This window comes from Rhizobium hidalgonense (assembly GCF_002914525.1).
Lineage (GTDB): Bacteria > Pseudomonadota > Alphaproteobacteria > Rhizobiales > Rhizobiaceae > Rhizobium > Rhizobium hidalgonense.
In genome coordinates this window covers 1-5,480 of the sequence record NZ_LODW01000115.1, presented here as the reverse complement: position 1 = coordinate 5,480, position 5,480 = coordinate 1, and the positions used below count along the sequence as shown (strand labels likewise).

General features: G+C 56.6%; 10 protein-coding genes and 1 pseudogene. 2 read left to right on the top strand and 9 right to left on the bottom strand.

What is annotated here, in order from left to right; all coding sequences use genetic code 11:
* From ATY29_RS31925 to ATY29_RS31905, 6 genes and pseudogenes are all read right to left on the bottom strand, one after another.
* Positions 1–268, bottom strand: a 268-nt coding sequence (locus ATY29_RS31925) for a DUF4238 domain-containing protein (RefSeq protein ID WP_133118224.1), incomplete at its 3' end; no start/stop codon positions are given.
* 66 nt (positions 269–334) lie between these two features.
* Positions 335–994 (bottom strand): annotated as a pseudogene (locus ATY29_RS31920) (DNA adenine methylase).
* Between the two features lie 68 nt (positions 995–1,062).
* Positions 1,063–1,344: an NAD(P)+ transhydrogenase beta chain gene (locus tag ATY29_RS31915; RefSeq protein WP_097537514.1), complete on the bottom strand. Its 282-nt coding sequence runs from the start codon at positions 1,342–1,344 to the stop codon at positions 1,063–1,065.
* On the bottom strand, positions 1,344–1,814 hold the full coding sequence (locus tag ATY29_RS38095; RefSeq protein ID WP_244597485.1) for a TIGR02594 family protein: 471 nt from the start codon (positions 1,812–1,814) through the stop codon (positions 1,344–1,346). The genes ATY29_RS31915 and ATY29_RS38095 overlap by 1 nt, the downstream gene beginning before the upstream one ends.
* Positions 1,815–1,852: 38 nt before the next feature.
* Positions 1,853–2,065 (bottom strand): peptidoglycan-binding domain-containing protein, encoded by a 213-nt coding sequence (locus ATY29_RS38090; protein WP_244597484.1) that lies wholly within the window; start codon positions 2,063–2,065, stop codon positions 1,853–1,855.
* Positions 2,066–2,161: 96 nt separating this feature from the next.
* The gene (locus ATY29_RS31905) at positions 2,162–2,521 is read right to left on the bottom strand and encodes a hypothetical protein (RefSeq protein ID WP_097537513.1); all 360 of its coding nucleotides are present in this window, start codon (positions 2,519–2,521) and stop codon (positions 2,162–2,164) included.
* Between the two features lie 116 nt (positions 2,522–2,637).
* Here ATY29_RS31905 and ATY29_RS31900 point away from each other — a divergent pair, with 116 nt between their 5' ends.
* Positions 2,638–3,225 (top strand): hypothetical protein, encoded by a 588-nt coding sequence (locus ATY29_RS31900; protein WP_097537512.1) that lies wholly within the window; start codon positions 2,638–2,640, stop codon positions 3,223–3,225.
* 168 nt (positions 3,226–3,393) lie between these two features.
* Here ATY29_RS31900 and ATY29_RS31895 read toward each other — a convergent pair whose 3' ends face one another.
* Positions 3,394–4,359, bottom strand: coding sequence for a gp16 family protein (locus tag ATY29_RS31895; RefSeq protein ID WP_097537511.1), 966 nt, complete (start codon positions 4,357–4,359; stop codon positions 3,394–3,396).
* Between the two features lie 202 nt (positions 4,360–4,561).
* Between ATY29_RS31895 and ATY29_RS36585 the strand changes: the two genes are divergently transcribed.
* Positions 4,562–5,140 carry a hypothetical protein gene (locus tag ATY29_RS36585; RefSeq protein WP_133118223.1) on the top strand — a complete coding sequence of 193 codons (579 nt, stop codon included), beginning with the start codon at positions 4,562–4,564 and terminating at the stop codon, positions 5,138–5,140.
* Between the two features lie 8 nt (positions 5,141–5,148).
* On the opposite strand, the gene ATY29_RS31885 is transcribed toward ATY29_RS36585, so the two are convergent.
* Positions 5,149–5,349 carry a hypothetical protein gene (locus ATY29_RS31885; protein ID WP_097537509.1) on the bottom strand — a complete coding sequence of 67 codons (201 nt, stop codon included), beginning with the start codon at positions 5,347–5,349 and terminating at the stop codon, positions 5,149–5,151.
* Positions 5,350–5,359: 10 nt separating this feature from the next.
* Positions 5,360–5,480 (bottom strand): DUF3164 family protein (locus ATY29_RS31880; protein ID WP_097537508.1); only part of this gene is annotated, 121 nt, incomplete at its 5' end.

The following is a 5,480-nucleotide window of genomic DNA, read 5'->3' as shown; positions in this document are numbered from 1 at the left end:
TATCACTGCCGATACGAGGGCGGTTCAGCGGTGCCGCAGCCGTCAATGCGCATCGAAAATCGCGCTTACGGACAAGCTGCTCCTCTGCAAGATCATCGAATTGAGGCAGTCCGTCCGGCGCTATTCGGTGGAAGTCCTTTAGCGAAAAGGATTTTGCTACGGTGCCCCCAAAGATGCGACGAGTGCCTTTTTCCATGAAGTTAAGATGGACCCCATCGTGCGAGAATCGTCTCAAGAGCAATTGAGGTACGAAATGGTGGGCAGCCATTATTGGAACCCTTGCGAATCGTGCGCGGCCAAGGCCATCCAGAACATCCGCGCCATCAATCTCCCTTTATCCCTCGATGATCAACTCCTTCGCATTCGTACCCTTTCCCCGACCGATCGAATAGGTCAATTCGACAGGGTGAATTAGGCACCCATCGAACAGCCTGCGGATCTCAGGAACATCGTTTATCGACAGGATGAAGCGGCCTTTCAGCTGGCGCAGGCGAGCCGCCATAGCTTCGAACTGGTCGCGCGCAAAAAGCGCTTTCCCATAGTCACCTTCGTTACCGAAATACGGCGGGTCGAGATAGAACAATGTCCCCTCCTTGTCGTAGCCATCGATGAACTTCAGCCAGTCCAGATTCTCAATCACGACGCCCGCAAGGCGCTCATGCACATCCTCCAGGAGCGGAGCCAATCGTGGGAGATTGAAGCGCGCGCCGCCCGTCGTATTCACCCCAAAATTCTGTCCTGAGACTTTTCCCCCAAATGCCAGCTTTTGCAGTTAAATAAACCGCGCAGCCCGTTCCAGGTCGGTTAGCGTGGCGGGGTCGCAGGCTTTCAAGCGTTCGAATTCGCGCCAACTGGTGATCTGAAACTTGAGGGTGTCCATAAATTGCGGATAGTGCCGCTGCAGAATGCGAAAGAGGTTGATTACTTCTCCGTTGCGATCGTTGATCACCTCGCTTCTTGGCACCTTCATGCGCCTGAAGAAAACGCCTCCCATTCCGACGAAGGGTTCCGCATAAAGCTGACGATGACGAACAACCGGACCAGCGGCTTTATGCAGCGCGGTCACTGGACCTCCTCCTCTGCATTCGCCGAGGTCGAGGCCATGATTGCGGCAGCGCGAAAATCTGAAGCACCGGAGAACCGATGGACACCGAGCATGGCGGCGATAAGCAGAAAGGTGCTCGGCGTGATGATCGGCGCAAGCTGCACCGCCTCGACCGAATGGCAGACAATGGCCGAGACCAGGATGAAAGCGTTCACTCCCCACGCAAACCAGAACGACGCCCAGATCTGGCGCCGTGATAGCGTGTAGCTCGGCTTCGACGACCGATGATCAGGCCTCATTACGGGAGACTTCGCCGGTCGCGGTTGCCCGAACCCTGCCGCCAACGGGCTGCTCGCCCGTCTTCGGCCAGCGGATGCCACCGCAGCGGCGCTTCGACAGGCGAGAATTTCACGCTATTGCCCTGGTTGCCGCCGAGAACAATGTAGTTCTCATCGGCCTCACCGGCATAAAGGCCGACATGACCGCCGCCTGGTCGTTGGAAGACGAGGATGGCGCCAAGTGCCGGCGCGGTCATCGACTGGCCGAACTTCCCCCACTCCAGCGCGCCAAGGGGATTCGATGGCAACTTTTCCTGCGGCAGCGTTGTAGAAATCAGATTGCCGATAAACAGTCCGCACCAGGGCGTGTCGTCGTTGGTGTAAAAGCTGGCAATCCAGCCGCCGAGCCTCTTCGCCCAGCCGAGGATTGTCGGATTGGACGCAGCGCCAGCGATCTCTTTCAGTCCCATAAAGCGCCGCGCCTCGCGCATCCATACGGGCTCCGCCGGCATTCGGGGCGCGGACGTGACTATGACGGGAGCGCTGTTTGCAGTTCGTGCGGGTCGTAGCGCAGCGCCTCGACGGTCGCTTCATCGGCCTGCTTGGTCTCAGGCAAGCACTCGGCATGCTGAAAGCGCTTCAGCGCCTCGATCGTGGCACGGCCGTGAGCGCCGTCGACGACGCCGGCATAAGTCCCATGCAAACGCAGGCGCTGAATAAGCCACTGATCAAAATCTGACATGAGGTCGCCCCTGTTGGATTAGCCGCGAAGCGGCTGAACATGGGGTGACGATACCGGTGGGGGCTCCTGAGCGGCATGCCCGTCAAGGCGGGCAGGTCAGAACATTTCGATCTGTCGGAGGTCTTTCTTGGCCGTCACCCGCTCTTTTGCGGCTCGGCGGAAGAGCTTTTCGACGCCGGTCTCGGTCAAGCCGAGGCGTCGTGCAATCGTCGCGTTGCTCTCGCCAAGGGTACGATAGTGGCGAGCGCGAAACTCACGAGCGACCGGTACACGTATATAGCCGCCCGAGAACATTTTGGAAAGCCGGGCAGTGTGGTCGACGCCGATCTCGCTCGCCAGCGTCGAACCAGGGGCTACTTTCGGAATATAGACGCGAATACCACCATGGACATCCGTGAGCTTGAAGAAGCCCTCGTCTCCGAGCAACTCGTGCAATTCGGCCGTCAGGTCGCTCACCGCAGCTCTCCCATATTACCACGCCGACCTTCTTTTGCTGTGGAAGAGAGACGGCAATAACGGGCGCTGGCGCCGGCGCCGTGATAGCGTTCATTCGAAATTTGAGGGGGCGCAGTATGCAAGAAAGCAACCACGAAACAGCAGTGCCCGAGGGTCCTCAGATCAAAGCGGATACTTGGTTCGCGCTGGCTATCGCCGGATTTTTTATAACTTTGACCTTGTTTTCGGGTGTTGCGATTTGGGTGTTCACCGGAGAACCAAACCTGGCCCTGCAGCGCGCACAAGCGTTTACGCCGTTCGGTGGTGCCCTGATCGCTACTGTCACCTTCTGCACCATCGCATGGCGTGGCGTTCTCAATACAAAACAGCTGGAATATCAAGCTGAGCAAATCCGTCATCAAGCAGATCAACTGGGGCAAACCAGGCGTCAGAACGACGCAAAGGACGATGAAAATTTGGCAAAGCTGCTGATGGACGGAACGAAACTCCTGGGTGAGCCGCGGGAGTCGCACGTTTTGGCTGGAGTAGCGGCACTCCAAGCAGTCGTGACGTCGCCGAGAGGGGCATTTTCCCCTCAAGCAATGGATATTCTTGCCGACCTTGTGGAGGTCACCTATACCGACCACGCAAAAGTGAAAATCTTCGACGCCGCCCGGGAAGCTGTAAATCTGGGGGCGGCGGGCGGCCGGATGTCGTATGCTTAGACTCACGTTCGCAGGCGTCGACAACCGATGGGTATATGCAATTAATGGCGTGGCCAGGGTCACCTATGTGAGCGCCGAAATTGACGACATGGAGTATTTGCGTTTCGCTGACCTGAGCCGCGTCCGATTTGAAGGTTGTGAGTTTACTGGCGTAATAGTCGACGGAAATCACCGAAATTTCGTAGATTGTACCCTGTCCTCCTGCGAAATCAGAACAATGGCGAGCGGGTTCCTCATGAAGAATGCTTTTGACAACTGCGATTTTAGCGGCGCCAAATTCACGGGAAGTCGGCCGGTTCCTAAAAAAGACAGGCCGCATCCATGGCAAAATCTGAGAGACAGGGGCAACTGGTTCAAGCAGGAAAATCCCATAATTAGTGATGCAAGAATCGTGTGGGAGGACTTTCTTGATGAGGTCGCCCCCCTGCCGGTGGACCATGAACCCATCGAACAGGAGGATCGTACGAGCGCCTGATGTTGAGGATACCATTGCCCGCTCACTTCCTGCGAAGATGTTGACCGAAATGGTTCATCACGTTCTGCCAACCTTTGGGGGGTGACCTCTGAAAGCGTGGTGGTGCCCGTCAATCGCGACACTTCCTCGTCGAAGCCTCTGCGAACGATCAGTCCGGCTCCGGGCGTGAGGATCTTCCATTGCGCCCAAGCGACCTTCGCTCCATCAGTCGACAGCCAGTCGTAGCCGTTGGTATTGCCATACGGAACGCCGGCTTCGCGGTTGATCGAGCCTTTCAGCGACTCGATCGCGCGGTTAGCGTCGTCGGGATAGATAAGGAAGCGCGTGTGGTCGAGGCCGGTCTGGCGTTTCACGAAGCTGGTAAGCGCCTTGTCGTCGCGATCTCGGGCGATCCCGAGGTTCCAGGCTGCAATCCAGAGCGCCTGAAGTTTCTTGGCGTATTTGCCAGTCAGTTTCTGCCTACCGTCTCCTCGGCGAGCTGCGGGAGCTGCCGCGAAGCCATCATTGCGGAAAACCGTGAGCACCTTCTGGCGCTCTTCCTCGGTCATATCTCTAGCGGATTGCTTGCCAGTGATCCGGGCAAGCTTCGCGCGATAGGTATCGTCGTCAAGGCCCAGCTGCTTCTTAGCGACGTGGATTGCAGCGATCAAGCTAGTCATGCGATGAGTTCCCTCGGACGAGACTGGGGAGCGGAAGAAGAATGAAAACAAATCGAGAGAAGTTGGCAGGCGCGATCGCAATAGTGGTCATCGAGCCATCGTTGTACCGGTCATCTTCGGCGAACCAAGAACGGTAGATGGAGGGAGCGGCGGCGACAGTTGGCGAAAAGTCGTCTACGACTTTCAAACATTGATAACGGGGTTGGCCGCAGTGTTCGCCGCCGCAATTACTATTAGAACAATGGAGAAGACCGACCGCCAAAGCGAACGAAGGCATCGGGAACTCATCGAGTTTCAACTTCGACCGGAGAGACTGAGGCTGACTCGTGCTTTGCATCCACAGATCGACGACCTCAAGAATGTCGCCGCTGATTTGGAAGACTTTCAGTACCTCGAGGACCGAATCCCGTCCGGTTTCGATGTCAATAGGCGCTGGCTCAGCGGAGTTGCGGACCGATACCTTGACACTTTCTTCAAGCTGGAAGCCATTTTGAAGCGCCGGCAATTCGAAGAAGGGATCAACCTGTTCGACGGCATCACAACTCGTTATCTTGATGAACTGGTCGAAAATGTCAGCCACACGCGAAATCAGCTCGCTTGTCACGTGGTTTTTGACAAGCAGTACGTTGCCGATCCCGCGCACAATCAACATTATCCCGTCAACTTCGAGGAAGCGTTCCCTCGTGATCAGCGTAAACTTGAAGCTGCCATAGAACTGTTGCCCCGCCTGATCGAAAGTCTGGAAGTTGTTGAACGCAAATACGGCATGAAGGCCTCGTGAAGTTCGGCTCATGACCGCGCCCTCGCAATCGCGTCGGCAAAGCGCGTGATATTGACCTTCGACAGAACCTCCTCGCCCGAGGGCGAGAAGGAACGAATAACAAAGAAAACATCACTGTCGGTCGTTTCGACGTTGAAGCCCTCCTGGCGGGCGATATCGGCGATCGTCCGCTCGTAATCGTCAGCAGCGGGTAAGAAGCGTCGACTCATAATGCCACCCTCAAACCTTAGCCAGGTCGATGGTGACGGCGCGCCATTCATCCTTCGGAGTATTGCGCTCGTAGAAGCGAACATATTCCTTGGACCCGGTGATTGTGATCGAATTGCGGATGGCCTCCATT